Here is a 17,715-nt window from a genome sequence, read left to right as displayed (position 1 = left end):
AAACCTTTTTTATGCAGGACGAGGAGCTGTTTTCTCACCACGGTCATAGGCTTCCCAGCCTTCACCGTTGAAGATATCGACACCCAGCTGCGCGGCGACATGGGCAAAATCGACGTTCACCCAGTTGTCGACGATCCTGCCATCGACCACTTTCCAGAAATCCATGTAGCGGATCTCGACCCGTTTGCCGGTGGGCGCGATGCCCAGAAACTCGCCGGAGTGGGTGGCCTCTTGCCGACCAAAGGCCGCAGCCCACTCACCCATGTAAAGGCGCGCTTCGTCGATGCAGGTCTTGTCCGAGAACGCCGCCTGAAACGGGCGTTGCCAGTTGTCCTGAAACTCCTTCAGGCCGGTTTTGGTGCCACAGCCCTGGTTGCCCAGCCAACGGAAACCTTCCGAGAAAAACTCGCCGATATCGTCGATCCGGTGGTCGTTCAGACCGTCAACCATGGTTTCGATGACACGGCGGGTGTCTGCGGTTTTGCTCATGTCCGTGTCGCGGGTCAAAACCGCTTGTTCGGGACGAGAACCTTTCATTTTCTATCCTTTCAGATCGCAAGAGTGTGTGAGGGGGGCGAAAACCCCGCCGTCACAAAAAGTCCCTCGGCATTCTGTTCAGCGCCGGGTGGCGCGATACAGCGCCGGTGCGCGACCGACTGCTCATCAGCCTTTCACCGCCCCTGCGGTCAGTCCGCTGACGATCTGGCGCTGGAAGATCAGAACAAGGAAGATCAGCGGCGCGGTGATCGACACGGCGGCAGCCACGGCGACTACCTGATCGGTTGTGGTGGTTTCGCGGTTGAACATGCCGACGATGGCCGGAACCATGGTCTGGTTCTGCGCGTCCAACAGCAACGAGGTCACCAGAAAGTCGTTATAGGCCAGCAAAAAGCTGAACAGACCCGTGGTAATCACACCCGGCCACATCACCGGCATGATGACACGGCGGAAGGCCTGGAAGTGGCTGCACCCATCGACGCGGGCGGCCTCATCCAGTTCGGCCGGGATATTCTGGAAAAACGACCGCAGCATCCAGATGGTGAAGGGTTGGTTGATCGCAACCAGAACCGCAATCACCGCGAAGGGCTTGCCGTAAAGCGTCGGGGCATTTTCGCCCAGGATCGGGCTGAGCCATTCCGCTGAGTTGATGAAGACCGGAAGGTAGCCCGCCACCAGAACCGAGTGCGGCAGGGCGCGGAACACCAGTGCCACGATCAGAATCCAGAACGCAAAGGTAGACCCCGAGCGCGCCAGGCCATACCCCGCCAGCGTCCCAACCGTCAGCGACACGGTCACTACACCGGTGGTCACGATCAGCGAGTTCCGGAAGTTGTTGGAAAAGCCGCGATCAATCCAGACGGTCTTATAGTGTTCGGTCGTCAGACCCAGAACGTCCCGGCCCAACGGGCCAAGGATCGGGTTCAGTACGCCAAGGATTGCGGGCAGGATCACGAAAAACACCACCAGAAAACCCACAGCCACGACCAGCACCCCGATAATCCAGCCGATCCATTCCTGACCCGGCTTGGAATAGGATTTCACCATCGAAGGCAGGATCTTGGTCGCCACCAATATGGTGCCCCAGATCACCGCGATGCCCAGAATGATATCCAGCAGCGACAGGCCGTTTCCCTTGGCCAGAGTCGCGGGCCCGAAGATCACGTTCAGCGCATTGCTGTCAAAGGCATCCACAGGGGATTTGAAACTCATCACCGCGATCCAGAAGATCGGGAAAGCAGCGACCAGACACCAAAAGACCAGGAAGACGTTCGAGGTCAGTCGCAGGCCGAGCGGCTGGCGAAGCGCGCGTGAGGACATATCAGTGACCCCCTTTGTGATCGCGCCATGTCCGGCGCAGCGGAAGGATAAGCAGGATGACGATACCGATCATGGTCAGCATGGCACTGGCCGAAGCCCGGCTAATCGACCGGTTACCGGCCTGGTCCGGCACCAGGAAGTCATAGGTCAGCCACTGCAGCGAGATGACATAGCCCTGGCTAGAGAAACCGACGATCTCTTCGAACACGCGGTAGGCGTCCATCAGGTGAATCATGGCCACGAATATGATCAGCGGCATCAGGTGTGGGATGACGATGTACTTCATCCGCTGCCAGCGGGTCGCCCCGTCTATCACGGCGCTTTCAAGGCTGTCCTGATTAACCGTTTGCAGACCGGCATAGAACACGATGGCAGCAAAGGGTGCAACGTGCCAGACGCGGTAGAGCATCATCAGGATTTCAATGGTCCAAGCTTGCGCAAACAGGGCAATATCGCGGTTCAGCCACCATTCGATCAGCGCGGTCAGGATACCGTCACCCCGGAACAGCCAGTTGATCGACAACACCCCAATGACCGGCGTGATGATGAAAGGCAGCAGCGAGATAAAGATCACCGGCCCGCGGATAGACCGCGCCGCGTTGTTGATCAGAACCGCAATGCCCAACCCGCAGACAATCACCAGAGGCAGAGTGATCAACGTGAATGTCAGGGTGAACCGCAGCGCCTTCCAGAAGTTGATTGTGGACAGAACGCTCAGGCTGCCTTCGCTGATCGCTCGCCAGGCCCGGTCCGGTTCCAGCACGTTGCGATAGCTTTGCAGCCCCACGTACTGGGTCTGGGTGATGACCTCGCCATGTTCATCCAGCTTCGGCTGCGACTTCAACTCGGTAACACAGGTCTGGGTCAGGAAACCGGGGGTGCAGGTTTCGACCTCGACCGTCTCATAGATCGGCTGGGTGATGTAAAAGCTCTGCTTGAACACGCTGACCAGCGGAAACGCGATGAAGAGAAGCATCATAAAGACAGAGGGGCCAACAAAGGCGGCAAATGTCCGGAAATTCATGGCTCTGCCTTTCTCATGGTTCTCGAGGGATCAGGAGGGGATGGGAGGGCCGGAGCCCTCCCCCCGGGGAGGATCAGTTGTTGACCAGACCTGCTTCTTTCGCAGCAGTCAGATAAGCGGCTTCGATATCGGCCAGAGTGGTCGATGCGTCTTTTGCACCAGTCAGATAGTCGGCCAGCCCGTTGCCCAGCGCGCTGTGCAGAACGCCCATCGGGGCCGACGCAGGGTACGCCTTGGCACCGTTTTCTGCCGACGCTGCGGCACCGGCTGCCAGATCACCCGGCGTGTAGGCGGGACTCAGCCAGACGGCGACGTCGTTGTTAGCGCTGACCATGTCACCGTCGATGCCTTCCATGACCAGACGGAATGCGGCATCCGCTTCTTCCTCGCTCATGTTCGCAGCCAGAACGACACCATCCCACCAGATGGTAGTCGATGGCGCAGCCGCACCCATCGGGGCCGACGCCATGGTCACTTTGCCGACCACCTGGCTTTCGGCTTCGTCGTTCATCGCAGCGGCGCGGCTGGCCCACAGGTTGGCCATGGCGATCTTGCCCTGCTGGAACTGTTGCTGAACGTAGGTCGAGTCAGAAACCAGAAATTCCGGATCCATGAACTCGGTCATCGCTTTCATGGTCTCAAGCGCTTTGACGCCCTGCTCGTTGTTGATCGAGGGCATGTTGCCTTCGCCAAAAAACTCACCGCCTTCGCCCATGTACATGTTGACGAATTCCTGGGCCAAGTTCCAACCGGTCTTGAAGGTGCCGCCGATCGGGTACTCCATGACGCCCGCTTCTTTGATCTTGGCGGCGGCGGCCAGAACGTCGTCATAGGTCTTGGGCTCTTCGATACCCAGGTCAGCCAGAACGTCGTTGCGGTACATCAGGTGCTGCGCATTCACCATCATGGCAATCGCCATGACTTTGCCGTCCACCTTGATCAGCTGGTTCGGCAGCAGATCCTGGCCGTACTTTTCGACCAGATCATCCAGCGGACGCAGCGAGCCGGCGTTCAGCAGCGGGATCATTGTCTCGTTTGCAACGCCACCGATCTGATACAGCGAAGGGCTCGCTGCAAAGGCTTCAGGCTGCTTCTCGCGGAATTCCTGGTCCAGCGAAGCACTGAAGTTGCCGCATTCGGCCATCGCGTCGGTGACAGCTTTCCAGGCCTCAAAACCAGCCGAAAGCGATTTCAGCGGTACTTCGTTTTCATATGCGCATTCGGCCCATGCGCCAGTTGCTGCGAGGGACATGGCGCCTGCCATGAAGAGTGATTTGAGTTTCATGCGTTTCTCCCTGTCAGGATCGGTCCGTCGTCGACGTCCGGACCGGTGTTATGCCCGAATGGGCTGTTTGTGGGATTGCTCCCCGATCCGCGCACCGCTTTCAGCTTCAAAGAGGTGACAGATTTCCGTTGGCACCGAGAACGAGACCATCTCGCCGATCTCGGCTCGGAAGGCTTTGTCAGCCTTGACCGATACAAGCGCACCACCGACCCGGACCGAGATCATGGTCGCGTCGCCCAGCAGTTCCAGTGTGTAGATCGGTGCCGTGATCTGGCCCTGCCCTTCGGCAATGCTGGCGTCCTCGGCGCGGAAGCCCAGGGTCATGGGACCATCTGTGGCATCGACCGGAATTTCCACGTGCTTTGTCCGGAACACACCGCCCGAAACCTCACCGTCCATCAGGTTCATCGCAGGCGAGCCGATGAAGCTGGCGACAAAGGTGTTTGCCGGGCGGTCATAGATCTCGGTCGGGCTGCCGACCTGCTGAACCACACCTTTTTTCATGACCACAACGCGGTCGGCCAGGGTCATCGCTTCGATCTGGTCGTGGGTTACATAGATGGTGGTCACCGCCAGTTCGTGGCTGAGGTTCTTGATCTGCGCCCGGGTCGAAACCCGCAGCTTGGCGTCGAGGTTCGACAGCGGCTCATCCATCAGGAATACGTTGGGTTCACGGACGATGGCGCGGGCCAATGCCACGCGCTGCCGCTGACCACCGGACAGTTCGGCAGGCTTGCGGTGCAGGAATTCGTCCAGTTCGACCATCGCGCTGGCACGACGCACTTTTTCGTCATGCGTTGATGGGTCGATGCCGCGCACTTTCAGCGGAAATCGGATATTCTCATAGACGTTCATATTCGGGTAGAGCGCATAGCTCTGGAAAACCATCGCCACGTCGCGGTCCTTGGGCTCCAGATCGTTGACCACCTTGCCATCGACCAGAATCTCGCCCTCGGTGACGTCTTCCAGACCGGCGATCATCCGCATCGTGGTAGTCTTGCCGCAGCCCGACGGGCCCAGCAGCACCAGAAACTCGCGATCCGCGATGGTCAGGTCGAAATTGTGGACCCCGACAAAGCTGCCCCAGCGTTTGCCGACGTTGCGAAGTTGAATTTCCGCCATGGTGCCCCCTGCAAGGATTTGCTTTGCATACGTTTGCAAAACTGTATTCTTCAGTAATCATTTCTGGCAAGACTTTTTTGCATACGTATGCAAGAAAGTTCCTAACCAGCGATTCTCAATCGCTTAAATCCGAAGTTGACCATCAGAAAAGCAGTACAAACGTGAGCTTTCAGAAAGAAAAAACACTCGTGTCCTCGTTCTTCGAAACCCTCGACTCAGCCAACGGGTCGAATCTGCCCGACGTTATTGGGCAGTTCTGCGCTGATGATGTTTTATGGCGCGGCTTCCATCCGTTCGACGAAATAACCGGCGCAGACGCGGTCGCACGGGCGTTCTGGCAGCCGCTGAAAACCAGCCTGAAGCGGATGCAGCGCCGGCAGGATGTCTTTTTCGCGGGCACCAACTCTCTGGAACCGGATGCGGATGTCTGGGTGGTTTCGATGGGTCATCTGATGGGCCTGTTCGATGCGCCATGGTTGGGGATTCGCCCCACCGGCAAGATGGTGTTTCTGCGTTGTTGCGAGTTTCACAGGATCACGGGCGGCAAGATCGTCGAAACGGCGATGTATTTCGACATTCCGCATCTGATGGTTCAGGCCGGACAAAACCCGTTTCCACCGCAAACTGCAGCGCATCTGATCCAACCTGGGCCGCTGACCCATGACGGACTGCTGACCGAGGACCAGCCCGAGGAAGAAGGCCGCAAGACACTAGCGGCGATCAATGCGATGATCGCGGACCTTGGTCAGTGGAACAGCGGCTTGTCGCTTGAAGACGAGTTGGCCCGCACATGGCATGACGACATGATCTGGTGGGGCCCCGAAGGGATCGGTGCCACCTACACGATCGAACGGTATGCCAAGCAACATTCCGGCCCATTCCGTGCGTCATTCACCGAACGCTCCAAGACCAGGCATATCTGCCGTCTGGCCGAGGGGTATTACGGCGGCTTCTTCGGCTGGCCTAACTTCACCGCCGTGCCGACAGGCGGTTTCATGGGCATGCCCGCCACCGGAAAACCCGGCGAGTTCCGGGTGATCGACATCTATCGCCGCGCGGGTGACAAACTGGCCGAGAACTGGATTTTCATCGACCTTCTGCACTTCTGGAAACAGCAGGGCGTCGACATTCTGGCCCGCACAACTGGGATTGAAACGCCATGAGAATCGATGCGCATCACCACCTGTGGAACCTGAAAGCGGTGGAATACCCATGGCTCATGGAGAAGGGAGCGGTGCGGTTCTTTGGTGATCCCACTCCGATTCAGCGCGACTATCTGCTGCCTGAATTCCGCAAAGATGCCGAGGCCGCCGGGTTTACTGCCTCAGTTCACATTCAGGTCGGCGCCGCCGATCCCCGGGCCGAAGCGCAATGGGTGCAGTCCGTCGCCGATCAATATCCCGAATGGCCGCTGGTGCAGGTCGCCTTTTGTGACCTGACCGCGGACGACCTGACCCAAGAGTTGGACCGGCTGCAAACCCGGCCCTCGCTGCGCGGGGTGCGCCAGATCATCGGTCGCGCCCCGGGTGAAGATCAGCTGTCGGGCACAAATGACCTATTGGACAATCCAAAGTTTCTGACCGGGCTGAAACAACTGGGTGAGCGCGGCCTGTCCTTTGATCTGCAACTATTGCCCGAATTGATGGAGCGGACCGCCGCCGTACTGGCTCAGGCACCGGCAACGCAAGTGGCGCTGTGCCACGCGGGGTCGCCGCATGACCGGTCCACACAGGGACTGGAAGGCTGGGCCAAGGCGCTGCGATCGCTTTCGGCACTGCCGCAAGTCACCTGCAAACTCTCGGGCCTCGGCATGTTCGATCCCAATTGGAGCACCGACAGCGTCAGGCCAATCGTCGATCACTGCCTGGACCAATTCGGGCCTGAACGCTGCATGTTCGGGTCGAACTTTCCGGTCGACATCCTGTCATCCAGTTACGCGGACCTGATCGCCAGACACAAAGCACTCATCTCTGAGGCCCATCATGATCAGGTTTTCGGACGCACCGCGCAGCAGTTTTATCACATGTAACGGGCAGGATGTTCTGACGGTCAGGGCACCGATTGCTCGGACACGATCTCACCAAACCGGGTGAAAAACTTGCCCGACAGCTTTTTCGCGGTGCCCGCGATCAGGCGGCTGCCCAACTGGGCGATCTTGCCGCCGACATCAACCTTGGCAGTATAGGACAGCACCGTCTCATCCCCGTCTTCGGTCAACGTCACGTCGGCCCCACCTTTGGCAAAGCCTGCCGCCCCGCCCTTACCTTCGCCGGACAGGGAAAACCCGTCTGGAGCGTTGGAGGTGTCCAGCGTGACCTCTCCGGCGAATTTTGCCTTGACCGGCCCGATCTTCAGCACGACCTTGGCCGCCAGCTCATCGGGCGCGTTCTGGGTCAGCTCCTCGCAACCCGGGATGCATTCCTGCAAAATCTCGGGGTTGTTCAAAGCCTGGTACACGACATCCCGTGGTGCCGAGATGCGGATTTCATCACTCAGGTCCATGCGCGCTTCCTTTGATCAGTGACTTGCCCTGTTCAGCAAAGTTACAGGTTCCACCGCATCTTTCCAGAGTCTGTTTCGGCGCCGCCGATCCCTGACCGGCGGCACATGGTTCATCAGTCGCTGATCGCGCCTTCTTCATCCCGGCGCTGGTGCATCTTGGCCTTGACCCGGGCCCCCACGATCAGGGGCAGGACAAAGCCGATGATGGCGATGGACCACAACGCGATGGACAGCGGGCTGTCGATCAGGGTCCACCAGTTGCCATTGTCGATGGTGACCGCACGGCGAAGGTTGTTCTCCATCGAGTTGCCCAGCAGTGTGCCAAGGATGATGGGCACCAAAGGCACGTCCAGCTTACGCAAGACCCAACCCATAACGCCGAAGCCGATCATCACCAGCAAATCAAAGCTGGAGCCCGAGATGCCGTAGATGCCGACAAAGCTGACCATCGCCACGATCGGCATCAGGATGCGCGAGGGGATCATCAGCACGCGGGTGAACAGGCCAACCATCGGGATGTTCATCGCCAGCAACATGAAGTTGGCAATGAACAGCGCGGCGATCAGGCCCCAGACCACATCCGGGTTCTGCGTAAACAGCAGCGGTCCCGGCGTGATGTTCAGCGCCAGAAGCACCGCCAGCAGAACAGCCGTTGTCCCCGACCCCGGCACGCCCAGCGCCAGCATCGGCACCAGGGCACCACCGGCGGCCGCGTTGTTTCCGGCCTCGGGTGCGGCCACGCCACGGGGATCGCCGGTGCCAAAGGTGTTTTCCTTATCGACCAGCCGTTTCTCCATCGAATAGGAAATGAACGATCCCAGCGATGCCCCTGCCCCAGGCAGAACACCCGCGATGAAGCCAAGGAAAGAGGTCCGCAGCATGGTCGGCGTGCATTTCTTGACCATCGACATTGGCGGATAGAGGCGACCGATGTTCAGTTTGCGGCCTTCGGCATCCGACCCTCCGTGGCGATGTTCAAGAAAGATGAACACTTCGGACAGGGCGAACAGACCGACAATGGCCACCAGGAAATCGATCCCGTCGTACAGATGCACCTCGCCATAGGTAAATCGCGGCACGCCGGTCTGGGTGTCGACGCCGATGGTCGCCAAGCCAAGACCCAGCGCGGCGGCAAAGGCCGATTTGGCCTGGTTGGTCGAGGACACGCCACCCAACGTCATGAAGGCCAAAGCGAACAGGGCGAAGTACTCGGCCGGGCCGAACAGCAGGGCAACCTTGACCAGCTGCGGTGCCAGCAGGATCAGGCCCCATGTGGCCAGAAACGCGCCAACGAATGAGGCGATGCCGGACAGCGACAGAGCTTCGCCCGCCAAACCCTTCTTGGCCATGGGATGGCCGTCGAGGCAGGTCATCATCGCGGGCTCGTCGCCGGGGATGTTTAGCAGGATCGAGGATATACGCCCCCCGTACATTGCCCCGTAATAGACACTGGTCAGCAGGATCAGCGAGGGAGTGGCGCCCAGCCCCAGCGTAAACGCCAGCGGGATCAGGATGGCCACGCCGTTCGACGGGCCAAGACCGGGCAGCGCGCCCATGATCGTGCCCAGAAAACAGCCCAGCAGGGCCAGCATCAGGTTCTGCCATGTCAGCGCGATGGCGAAACCGTCTGCGAGGGATGCAAGAGTTTCCATGTCCTATTCCTCAGAACCCCAGCGGGCCGCGGGCCAGCGAAAGGCCCAGAACCAGATGGAAGATGACGTAGATGCCGACGGACGTGCCGACACCCACAAGCACGCTTTCGATCAGGCCGGACCCCAGACGCCAGGCCAGATAGGTGGCGGCGAATGCGGTGGCGATGACAAAGCCAAGCTCGGGCAGCAGTTCAGCGTAAAGGATCATCATGACCACGGCGGCGCCGACCTCGACCAGACGGCTCAGCGTGGGCCATTCGGGCTCGGTATCCGGGCGCAGGGCGATGACGATGCTCGACAGGCCCAGAATGGCGGCGATGATCAGGGGGAAGGCTTTGGGTCCGACGGCATCGGACAGAAAGCTCTCCTCGATCGCCAATGCGGAAAAAGCAAATCCGATGGCGAGTAGCAGTCCGACGACCCCGAAGATACGGTCACTCATCGGTGTCTCCTATTGTTCGGGTAAATGGGTCGATCCGGGCACGGCTGGGTGCCCGGATCGCTGTGAGTGGTTATTTGATGATCCCGATCTCTTTCGAGATGGTCTGGATCTGACCCACGGATTCCGCGACAAAGTCCTGGAAGGCCGCGCCCTGCAGGTCCAGCGGGGCGAGACCGTTGGCAGCCATCACCTGTTTCCATTCGTCCGAGGCATAGAGGTCACCGATCTTGCCGACCCAATCGCCATAGGCCTCGTCGGTCATACCGCCAGGAGCGTAGAACCCACGCCAGTTGGCACCGATGGCGTCAACGCCCTGCTCCTTGGCGGTCGGGAAATCCGCGAATTCACCGGGCAGGCGTTCGGGGGCCAGCACCGCGATCACCTTGATGTCACCGGAGTCGACGAAACCTTTGGCCTCGGAGATATCGCCGGTGAACGCCTGAACCGATCCGGCCAGCAGCTGGGTCACAGCCTCGCCACCGCCGTCAAAGGCGATGTATTTGACCGAGCGCACATCGTCGATGCCATAGGCATTGGCTGCGATCAGAACCTTCAGGTGGTCCCATCCGCCCACCGCGGACCCGCCCGCAACCGACACCGAAGCCGGGTCCGCCTTGATCTGGTCCAGCAGTTCCGGCAACGTGTTGACCGCGCTGTCAGCGGCTACGGCAATCACGCCATAGTCGGCCCCGATGGCGGCAAGCCAGCGCACCTGTTCCATGGTGTTGCCCGGATAGGCCCCCTGCGCCAGGCGGGTCGCAGTGGCCGCGCTGGCCGCAACGATCAGCTCGTTATCTTCGCCGCGCTTGTTCACCACTTCGGCAAAGGCCACGCCACCGCCGCCACCGGCAAGGTTCACCACCTGCATGGTCTGGTCGATCAGGCCCAGATCCTGCAGCGACTTACCCACCTGACGGCAGGTGAAATCCCAGCCACCGCCGGGGTTGGCCGGGGCGATACATTCCTGTGCGCTGGCGGCCACGCCGGACAGGGCAAAGACAGCAGCTGCAATTGCGCCACTGGTTCCAAACAGTTTCATTCGTGTCTCCTCCTTGGTCTTTTTGGGCCACATTTCAGCGGCCGAAACCGATCCCCGCAGGCGCGTGTCCTTGCAGGTCGTATCTGTTTACCGAATAATGCTGTCACGAACCTGTCACGGTTCCTGCGTCCGGCTTTGGGAGGGGTCATGCGCGTTTTGATGATTGAGGATGCAGAGGATCTGGCCGAGGGTGTCGTGGCCCATCTGGCCCGCTCCGGCGTGGTGTGTGATCTGGCAACCACCGTGGAATCCGCCTGCGATTTCCGTGCGGTACAAAGCTATGATGCCATGCTGCTGGACATTAACTTGCCCGACGGGTCCGGCCTGAACTTCCTCGGCAAGATCCGAGCCTCAGGCGACCGCACCCCAGTGCTGATGCTGACCGCGCTGACCTCGGTCGAGGATCGCGTGGCCGCCTTGGACAAAGGCGCCGACGACTATCTGGGCAAACCATTTGATCAGCGCGAGTTGGAAGCGCGGCTGCGCGCTCTCGTCCGCCGGGACGCTAACCGCAAGAGCGAACAGATCACGCTGGGTCCACTGATCTACGCCCCCAAGGATCGCAGCGCCACGCTGGACGGAAAGCGCCTGAACCTGACCGCACGCGAGGCCGCCGTGCTGGACGAACTGATCCGGCACGAGGGGCAGTATCTATCGAAAACGCGGCTGTATGACTCGCTTTACGGGTTCGAAGACGCAGATGTAGGCGAGAACGCGATCGAGCTGTATATCGCGCGCCTGCGGAAGAAATTCACCGGCAGCGCAGTCGGCATCACCACCCAGCGCGGAGTGGGCTATCGGATCGGTCTGGATGGCTAGACTGCTCTTGCCCCACAGTCTGACCGCCCGTGTTCTAAGCGCGGTGATGCTGATCCTGATACTCGGCGGCTGCCTTGTGGCGCTGTCGATCTGGGCCAATGGACGATTGGCGGCGCGGCAGGCTTATGACCGCCTGCTGCTGGGCGCAGCCAGCGACATTGCAGAATCCGTGCGCATACAGGATGGCGAGCCGTTTGTGGATCTGCCGGTCTCGGCCTTTCAACTGCTGGCGCAGGCCCCGGATGACCGGATATTCTATGCGGTGCAGGTGCCCGGTGGTCCGTTCATCACCGGGCTGGACCGCGACACGGTGATCGAGGTACCACAGCAACCCGGCACCGCACCCTTCTACTTCACCGCCGACCTGAACGGAGAACCCGCGCGCTTTGTCCGTGTCGCCCGCCTGTTTGCCGAACGGGATTTCTCGGGCGAGGTTGAGGTGCTGGTCGGCCAGACCCTGCGCGCACGCCAGTCCATGACCGCCGGGCTGATGCGCGACGCGCTGCTGCCTATGGCCGTCGCGGGTATTTTGCTGCTGGTCATGTCGTGGTTTGTTACCCGTTCCGCCCTGCGCCCGCTCGAGGCGCTGTCCGAAGACCTCACCCGCCGCGATCCGCATGACCTCACACCGATGGCCAGCGCCGGGTTGCCGCGTGAGCTGCAGGTGATGCTGACCGCGATGAACCGGTTCATGGGGCGATTGGACCGGCAAGTGGAGACGATGCGCAACCTGATCGCCGACACCGCGCATCAACTGCGCACACCCGTCGCTGCGATCCGAGTACAGGCCGAGATCGCGCAGGACGACCCCGACCCCCCGGCCCGCGCGCGGGCATTGGATCGGTTGCTAAGACGCACGCGGTCACTGGGCACTTTGCTGGATCAGCTGCTGTCCCGCGCCATGGTGATCCACCGCATCGACAGCGCACCCCGCCGCCCCGTTGATCTGCGCGAGGTGGCGCTGGATGTGCTGGAACAGAGCGATCACGAACTGGTTGCGCCGGGCGTTGAGGTTCGGCTGGAAATCGGAGAAACCCCGGTGCTGGTGAATGCCGATGCCTTTTCCCTTGGCGAGGCGGCCAAGAACCTGCTGGGCAACGCATTGCGGCACGGTGAACCGCCGGTCAGCATTGGCGCGAAGCAGGAGGGCAACCACGCCGTTCTGTGGGTCCGCGATCACGGCCCCGGCCCCGCCACGCCCATCGCCGATCACGTCGGAGATCGGTTCAACCGCACCACCGGCTCGGGCGAGGACAGCAGCGGGCTGGGCCTGTCCATCGTGAAATCTACCGCCGAGGCTTTTGGCGGCACGGTTGAGATGGTCCGCGACGAAACTGGATTTCGCGCGGCACTCAATTTTCCGGCCACAAGGGGAATAGAATGATCCGCGTCCTGTTGTTCTGCCTTCTGTTTGCTCTGCCCGGCACTCTGCGCGCGCAGGAAGCCACGGCCAGCTTCGGCGGTGGAGACGACCCGATGCTGATCCGGTCAACCACCGATATCGCCATCATCGCTCCGGTTCTGGAACGGTTCGTCGAGCTGAATCCCGACCTGGTGATCACCTACGAGCAATGGGGCTCGAACGCGCTGTTCCAGCACAGTCGCACCGTCTGCAAGGGCGGTCAGGCTCCCGCCGATGTGGTGTTTTCTTCGGCGATTCAGCAGATGGTGTGGCTGGTCAATTCCGCCTGTGCCCACCGCTACCGCTCGCCCCGGACCGAGGCGCTGTCGGACGCGCGGCGCTGGCGCGATGAGCTTTGGGGCATCACCACCGAACCCGCCGTCATCGCCTATAACAAAGTCCTCCTGGACGACCAGCACGTCCCTCGCAATCGCTTTGCCCTGCTGGACGCGATGCGCACGCAGCCCGAACTGCTGCGGGGCCGGGTGGCGACTTATGACATCGCCGCCTCGGGCCTTGGGTATTTGTTCGCCTATGGTGACAGCCTCGAGGCTACAACCTTTGGCTCTCTGATCGAGGGGTTTGCCCGCATCGATGCCGTGGCCACCTGCTGTTCGTCCGAGATTATTCGCGACGTGGCCGAGGGCCGGTTCCTTATCGCCTATAACGTTCTGGGATCCTATGTGGCCAATGCCCATGCGCCGGGCGTGGGAGTGATCCTGCCCGAAGACTACACGCTGGTCCTGTCCCGCGCCTTGATGATCCCGGCGCAGGCGGGCAACAAGGACGCCGCAACCGGGTTTCTGGATTTTCTGCTGTCTCCCGAGGCGCAAAGCCTGCTGGCGGCCTCGGGCCTTGTTGCCCAGATGGATGCGGCCGAAACCGGCCTGACACCCAGTGCCCGCCGTTTTATTGCACTGTCCCCGGCGCTGCTGGTCGCACGGGACCAGAACCGCCGGGCAGAGCTGTTCAAACTGTGGAACGATGCCTTTGACGTGGAAACCGCGCGCTAGGCCTGTTTCTCGACCACCGGCTCTCCCTCGGCATTGACCGCCGGTTCGACATCGGGCCGGACAGGTTCCGCCTCCATCTCGATAACCTCGGGCTCGACTATCTCTTCGACTTCTTCGATTTCGGGCTCGGGTTCGGGCTCCTGTTTGTCCTCAAGCGCGCCGACAATCAGCGGCAGCATGTGAACGCCGGTGGCCGTTGCGATCTCGGGCGTTCGCGGGGTCTGCCAGCTGAGCGTGTCAAAGCTGTGGCAGTTCTGACAGACCGGGCCCCATTCGGCCTGAATGTCATGGCAGTTGTCGCAAACCCATTGCGGCCCACGCGGCGCGTTCAGCGCCTTGGCCAACCAGCCCTGCACCACGGCGTCCGAGGCACCCTCGCCCCGTTCAATCGCCGCCATCAGGGTGTAAGCGCGCGCATCGGCCTGTTTTTCCACCACATCTCCCAGCGCCCGGCGGGCTTCGGGGAAATCCTCGGCGACGATGTTCAACTCGGCCACGATCAGGCGGGTTTCCGGGTTTTCCGGGTGAATGCGGGTCAACGCCGCAAAGCGTTTGATCCGCGCCTCCGGCGTTTCATCCGGTGCAATCTCGGCAAAGGCATGGGCCAGATCGGGATGCGGATGCACCTCCCACGCCTTTTTCAGGATCTTGGTGGCGGCGCGCGGCTTGCCCTTTTTGATATAAGCGCGTGCGGCCATCGCGGCGGCCGGCACCAGATCGGGCGACAGGCGGTTGGCCTCAATCGCGTGTTCCTGCTGTTCTACGGTGGCACCCTCGGCCAGAATATCCTTGGCTTCGGACAAGGCCAGCACCGCATCGCGGCGCTTGAACACGTCGCGCGGCAGATGACCGGCCTTCAGCTTGGCGGTCAGGGTCGAACGCGCGCCGGTCCAGTCCTGCGATTTTGTCTGCAGACCCAGCAGGATATCCTGCGTCTCGGCATGGCGCGGTTTGATCGCCAGCGCCTTTTCGGCCAGCTTACGGGCGGTGTCATCATCGCCTTCGGCCAGTTTCTGTTTCATGATGCCGCGCACCCCGACAAAGCGGGTGGCGTTGTTGGTGACCAGCTTCTTGTAGGTATCTGACGCCTTTTTGGTATCGCCGTTCATTTCGGCCGCCTGCGCGACCAGAAGATTGGTCAATTCCGGCTTGTTCAGCAGCTTCTCGGCCTTGTACGCCTTGTTCATCGCCACGCGCCCCTCGCCCGAGGCCAGCGCCATCAAACCATCGGACAGCGCCTGATAGCCCCGCTTCTCGCGGTTGCGGTCGAAGTAACGCGACAGGGCGGTTTCATCCCCGTTGAGGAATTTCAGTGTCGCGATCAGCAGCGTCAGCAGTTTGAAGAACACCCATATCAAAACAACCAGCACGCCCAGCGCGATCACCGATTGCAGCGGCCCCAAGGTGAATTCCTGACCCCACGCCGTGATCTGCACGCCGCCACTGGTTTCCATCAGGAACATGGCGCCTATGGCCAGCAGGCCGATAATCGCTACAAAAACAAGGATCTTTAACAATGACCACAGCATGGCAGGTCCTTCAGTTCGAGTTTACGCTGGATTGCAGCGCATTTGCGGCATCCACGGCGGCCTCACGGGTCTGGGCCGCCTGTTCCCAACCGGCCAGTGCCGCCTTTGCCGCCTCGGGCAGGGACTTTAGTTCGCTCAACGCCGCAGCGACATCGCCGCCCGCCAGAGCAGCCTCGGCCCGCGACAGCACCGCGTCGGGGCTATCGCCCTCTTGCGGAGTGACCGAACGCGCGCCGGTCTGGCGTTGCAGAAACGCGACCAGACCCGTGGTCTTGTCCGCATCCCGCGCATCTGCAAGGGCAGTGCGGGCTGCGGGCGTGAAAGACTCCCGCAGCGCGGCCAGGGAGGCAACGCCTTCTTTTGCCGGGGCCGTCAGTGCCTCTGGTACGGTCACACCACCGGCTGCCAACTCGGCAACCAGACTTTCATAAGGCTGACCCGCGTCCAATTGGCTGTGCACCTGAGACAGGATCGATGCATTGGTTGCCGCCTGCGCCTTGGCAGCGGCCTGCGCCTCGAGCGCCTGCGCGTCCGAGACCATTTTCTCGACCTCGGCGCGTTGCGCGGCCAGCGAATCCTGCAGTTTCTTCAACTCGGCCTCAAAAGCGGCTGACACTTCGGGCGATGCACCTTGCGTCAGCGCACTGCTTTCCAGATCGCTCAGGCGGCCGGCCAGAGGGTCGATCTTACCCGCAAGCCCGTCGAGGCCGGATTTAACCGCGTTTAGTTCCGCGCTGAGTGGCGTTATCTGATCTGTCAGGGCGGCGATTTTGCTGTCCACTTCCGAAGTGTCTGAACTGTCGGCCAGCGATTTCGTAAGTGCCTCGATCTGGCTGGACTGATCATTGAGTTTCGCCTCAAGCGCCGCTAGGCCATCAGATTCGCCTGACCCGAAAAATCCCGCGCTGCCTGCCGCAAAACCGATCCCGGCCGCAAGTACACCGCCAAGCAGGGCTGGCACAAAGCCGCCGCGTTTTTCCTGTTCAGGTTCGGCGGGTTTTTCTGCCACCGTCGCAACGGGCTCTTCCGCAACCGGCTCGACGGCCGCTTCGGCTTCGGCTTCGGCTTCGGCTTCGGCTTCGGCTTCGGCTTCGGCTTCGGCTTCGGCTTCGGCTTCGGCTTCGGCTTCGGCTTCGGCTTCGGAAAGGACCTCTTCTACCGGCTCAGCCGCGTCAACAGACGCATCGTCCTGGGTGGAAACAGTTTCAACCGCTTCGTCCGACTTGGGGTCTTCCACTGGCTTTTGATCGGTTTTTTTCTTACGAGCCACCGCAACATTCCCCTTATCGAATCCAATTTCACATGAATAACAGGCCACTCTAGGTTAATCGGTGGTCTCGCTGCCCTCAACCCGCATCGCATGTTTCACAAGCTTTTTAACAGCTTTCTGCATTGTCTTCGGGGTCGGCTCCTTGGCGATCTTCAGGTGCGCATAGTCCAAGGAATAAAGGGGTTCCGCTGTCGCTTCGCTGATTGCGACGAGCCACAAGGGTGCCGTACCGGTCCAGATATCGGCAAATTGTCGCGCCGTTCTGGGTGAAAAGAGGGGCGCAATCACCGGTGTATCTCCGCCGGCGGTCGCGGCAGCCTCGGGTGTCAGCGGTAACAGGCGCTGCAGATAGACGGGCTGTTCGCGCACGGTCAGACCCGACTCGGTCAGGCGGGTGGCTATATTGCCCCGGCTGTGCTCGCCGCGCAGATGCAACAGCGGACTGTCCGGCCGGTGTTTCAACAGATAGGCCACCAGTTCCTCGGCGGTTGTGCCGACCATCTGCGCGTCCCATCCGGCCACTTTTGCTGTACCCGTCGTCGCAGGGCCGACACAGAAGGCGGGCATGTCCCGTGCCAGGCCAAGGGACACGGCGGCATTCACCGCATTGGCCGAGGTAAAGATCAACCCCTGAAAACCCTGCGTGTTCACTTTGACCGGCAGAGGTCTGATTTCGAGGATCGGGGAATAGATGACCTGGACCCGGGATCTGGTGCGGGTCGGCAGCTGCGCAACGAATCGTTCAGAGGCAGCACGCGGGCGGGTCATCAGCAAATACAACAGTCGGCGCCTTCCGCC

The 17,715-nt window shown here is 61.0% G+C and carries 17 protein-coding genes; 5 read left to right on the top strand and 12 right to left on the bottom strand.

Translation table 11 applies throughout. From position 1 onward, the window contains the following. Positions 1-9: 9 nt before the first annotated feature. From ACR0IK_RS10595 to ACR0IK_RS10575, 5 genes are all read right to left on the bottom strand, one after another. Positions 10-537 carry an ester cyclase gene (locus tag ACR0IK_RS10595; RefSeq protein WP_480592083.1) on the bottom strand — a complete coding sequence of 176 codons (528 nt, stop codon included), beginning with the start codon at positions 535-537 and terminating at the stop codon, positions 10-12. 126 nt (positions 538-663) lie between these two features. Beyond that, a complete protein-coding gene (locus ACR0IK_RS10590; protein WP_480641451.1) occupies positions 664-1,818 on the bottom strand; it encodes a carbohydrate ABC transporter permease in 1,155 nt (384 codons plus the stop codon). A gap of 1 nt (position 1,819) precedes the next feature. Continuing rightward, a complete protein-coding gene (locus ACR0IK_RS10585) occupies positions 1,820-2,842 on the bottom strand; it encodes a carbohydrate ABC transporter permease (RefSeq protein ID WP_480641450.1) in 1,023 nt (340 codons plus the stop codon). 73 nt (positions 2,843-2,915) lie between these two features. Continuing rightward, positions 2,916-4,127 (bottom strand): ABC transporter substrate-binding protein, encoded by a 1,212-nt coding sequence (locus ACR0IK_RS10580; protein WP_480641449.1) that lies wholly within the window; start codon positions 4,125-4,127, stop codon positions 2,916-2,918. Positions 4,128-4,175: 48 nt separating this feature from the next. Then, a complete protein-coding gene (locus ACR0IK_RS10575) occupies positions 4,176-5,249 on the bottom strand; it encodes an ABC transporter ATP-binding protein (protein ID WP_480592075.1) in 1,074 nt (357 codons plus the stop codon). A 161-nt stretch (positions 5,250-5,410) separates the two neighbouring features. On the opposite strand from ACR0IK_RS10575, the gene ACR0IK_RS10570 reads away from it, so the two are divergent. Both ACR0IK_RS10570 and ACR0IK_RS10565 read left to right on the top strand, forming a co-directional pair. Then, complete coding sequence (locus ACR0IK_RS10570; RefSeq protein WP_480641448.1) at positions 5,411-6,412, top strand: ester cyclase; 1,002 nt, start codon at positions 5,411-5,413, stop codon at positions 6,410-6,412. Then, positions 6,409-7,278 (top strand): amidohydrolase family protein, encoded by an 870-nt coding sequence (locus ACR0IK_RS10565; RefSeq protein WP_480641447.1) that lies wholly within the window; start codon positions 6,409-6,411, stop codon positions 7,276-7,278. Before ACR0IK_RS10570 ends, ACR0IK_RS10565 begins: the two co-directional genes overlap by 4 nt. Before the next feature lie 20 nt (positions 7,279-7,298). Here the strand turns inward: ACR0IK_RS10565 and ACR0IK_RS10560 are convergent, their stop codons facing one another. The 4 genes from ACR0IK_RS10560 to ACR0IK_RS10545 all read right to left on the bottom strand — a co-directional run bounded on the left by ACR0IK_RS10560 (position 7,299) and on the right by ACR0IK_RS10545 (position 10,884). Next, positions 7,299-7,751 (bottom strand): SRPBCC family protein, encoded by a 453-nt coding sequence (locus ACR0IK_RS10560; protein WP_480592068.1) that lies wholly within the window; start codon positions 7,749-7,751, stop codon positions 7,299-7,301. A gap of 113 nt (positions 7,752-7,864) precedes the next feature. Further along, complete coding sequence (locus ACR0IK_RS10555; protein WP_480592066.1) at positions 7,865-9,403, bottom strand: tripartite tricarboxylate transporter permease; 1,539 nt, start codon at positions 9,401-9,403, stop codon at positions 7,865-7,867. 10 nt (positions 9,404-9,413) lie between these two features. Beyond that, positions 9,414-9,845, bottom strand: a complete 432-nt coding sequence (locus ACR0IK_RS10550; RefSeq protein ID WP_480592065.1) for a tripartite tricarboxylate transporter TctB family protein — start codon at positions 9,843-9,845, stop codon at positions 9,414-9,416. Positions 9,846-9,915: 70 nt separating this feature from the next. Continuing rightward, the gene (locus ACR0IK_RS10545) at positions 9,916-10,884 is read right to left on the bottom strand and encodes a Bug family tripartite tricarboxylate transporter substrate binding protein (protein ID WP_480592063.1); all 969 of its coding nucleotides are present in this window, start codon (positions 10,882-10,884) and stop codon (positions 9,916-9,918) included. 147 nt (positions 10,885-11,031) lie between these two features. Between ACR0IK_RS10545 and ACR0IK_RS10540 the strand changes: the two genes are divergently transcribed. Genes ACR0IK_RS10540 through ACR0IK_RS10530 form a run of 3 tightly spaced genes read left to right on the top strand, consistent with a single transcriptional unit; the run spans position 11,032 to position 14,118 of the window. Beyond that, complete coding sequence (locus tag ACR0IK_RS10540; protein ID WP_480641446.1) at positions 11,032-11,703, top strand: response regulator transcription factor; 672 nt, start codon at positions 11,032-11,034, stop codon at positions 11,701-11,703. Continuing rightward, positions 11,696-13,087: a sensor histidine kinase N-terminal domain-containing protein gene (locus tag ACR0IK_RS10535; RefSeq protein ID WP_480641445.1), complete on the top strand. Its 1,392-nt coding sequence runs from the start codon at positions 11,696-11,698 to the stop codon at positions 13,085-13,087. Before ACR0IK_RS10540 ends, ACR0IK_RS10535 begins: the two co-directional genes overlap by 8 nt. Next, positions 13,084-14,118, top strand: coding sequence for an ABC transporter substrate-binding protein (locus tag ACR0IK_RS10530; RefSeq protein WP_480641444.1), 1,035 nt, complete (start codon positions 13,084-13,086; stop codon positions 14,116-14,118). Before ACR0IK_RS10535 ends, ACR0IK_RS10530 begins: the two co-directional genes overlap by 4 nt. On the opposite strand, the gene ACR0IK_RS10525 is transcribed toward ACR0IK_RS10530, so the two are convergent. From ACR0IK_RS10525 to ACR0IK_RS10515, 3 genes are read right to left on the bottom strand one after another with little or no spacing between them, the layout of a single operon-like run. Continuing rightward, complete coding sequence (locus ACR0IK_RS10525; RefSeq protein ID WP_480641443.1) at positions 14,115-15,647, bottom strand: heme biosynthesis HemY N-terminal domain-containing protein; 1,533 nt, start codon at positions 15,645-15,647, stop codon at positions 14,115-14,117. The genes ACR0IK_RS10530 and ACR0IK_RS10525 overlap by 4 nt on opposite strands. Positions 15,648-15,657: 10 nt before the next feature. Beyond that, complete coding sequence (locus tag ACR0IK_RS10520; RefSeq protein ID WP_480641442.1) at positions 15,658-16,917, bottom strand: COG4223 family protein; 1,260 nt, start codon at positions 16,915-16,917, stop codon at positions 15,658-15,660. A gap of 54 nt (positions 16,918-16,971) precedes the next feature. Then, positions 16,972-17,697: a uroporphyrinogen-III synthase gene (locus ACR0IK_RS10515; RefSeq protein WP_480641441.1), complete on the bottom strand. Its 726-nt coding sequence runs from the start codon at positions 17,695-17,697 to the stop codon at positions 16,972-16,974. Positions 17,698-17,715 lie beyond the last annotated feature (18 nt).

It is taken from the genome of Ruegeria sp. BF7 (assembly GCF_056538605.1).
This window is presented reverse-complemented; position numbering and strand designations above follow the sequence as displayed.